General features: G+C 52.3%; 2 protein-coding genes and 2 tRNA genes. All 4 read right to left on the reverse strand.

Annotation, left to right across the window (positions count from 1 at the left end):
- Positions 1–22 precede the first annotated feature (22 nt).
- Positions 23–481, reverse strand: a complete 459-nt coding sequence (gene rimP / locus ACIOWE_RS30255) for a ribosome maturation factor RimP (protein WP_007915250.1) — start codon at positions 479–481, stop codon at positions 23–25.
- Between the two features lie 139 nt (positions 482–620).
- Positions 621–697 (reverse strand) — tRNA-Met (locus ACIOWE_RS30260).
- A gap of 97 nt (positions 698–794) precedes the next feature.
- A tRNA-Leu gene (locus tag ACIOWE_RS30265) sits at positions 795–880 on the reverse strand.
- 21 nt (positions 881–901) lie between these two features.
- Positions 902–1,150 (reverse strand): preprotein translocase subunit SecG (secG, locus tag ACIOWE_RS30270; protein ID WP_401398638.1); only part of this gene is annotated, 249 nt, incomplete at its 5' end.

The raw sequence follows: 1,150 nt of genomic DNA on the forward strand, positions 1-1,150 counted from the left end.
GTGGATCCGCGGGATCCGCGTCTCAGTCAAAACTGGGAATAATGTTGGCCTTGTCGATCATATCGATCGGCAACAGGAACTCATGGTCATCTACCTGCACCACGACATCCTGTTCTTCTACACCGCGCAGAAGGCCCTGAAAGTTGCGTCGACCTTCGAAAGGCGAGCGCAGCTTGATCTTCACTTGTTCACCGGCAAATTTTGCAAACTGCTCAAGAGTGAACAGTGGGCGCTCCATGCCAGGCGAGGAAACTTCGAGGGTGTATTCAACGGAGATTGGATCTTCAACATCCAGTACACCGCTGATTTGACGGCTGACAATGGCGCAATCGTCCACCAGCACGCCACCCTCTTTATCGATATAAACGCGCAACATCGAGTGACGACCTTGAGCCGAGAACTCGATACCCCAGCATTCATAGCCTAGGGCCACGACCACCGGGGCCAGCAAGGCCTGCAACTCTTCTAGCTTGCTCGACACCTGAACCCCCTAGTGCATGATATGTGCATGCTATGCAAAATAAAAAAATGGGCTAAACGCCCATCCTTGAAACGCCGTCGAACAGCGGCGTTGAAAGTGTCCAGCTAACAAAAAGCCCCTTAAAAGGGGCTCCTTAAACTGGTTGCGGGGGCCGGATTTGAACCGACGACCTTCGGGTTATGAGCCCGACGAGCTACCAGACTGCTCCACCCCGCGACAAAGCTGGGGCGGAAGTATACGACCGATCCCTTATAGGGTCAATGTAACCTTCCACCTGCAAGAAAGCCCGCAACAGCGGGCTCTCCTGACTAATTGGTACCGAGAAGGGGACTCGAACCCCTACACCCTATGGGCACAACCACCTCAAGGTTGCGTGTCTACCAATTCCACCACCTCGGCAAAACTACTTTGAAACCCTTCTTACTTCTGCTCTTGAGCTGGAGGTACGTCAGTCGCTGGACTAGCCGACTTTTGCTCTTGAAGCACCGGGACATCATCAGAAGCCGGTTGTTGTTGCTTAGGTACTTCCAACACTGCTGGGTTTGGCAATCCTGCTTGAGTCAGCTGATGAGCCTTCTCTTTAGCAAAGTAACCTAACCCTAAGCTGGTTATGAAGAAACCGGCGGCAAGTATAGCAGTAAACTTACTAAGAAAGGTAGAGGAACCTTG

The sequence above is a fragment of the Pseudomonas sp. NPDC087598 genome, from assembly GCF_044743525.1.
Taxonomy (GTDB): Bacteria; Pseudomonadota; Gammaproteobacteria; order Pseudomonadales; family Pseudomonadaceae; genus Aquipseudomonas.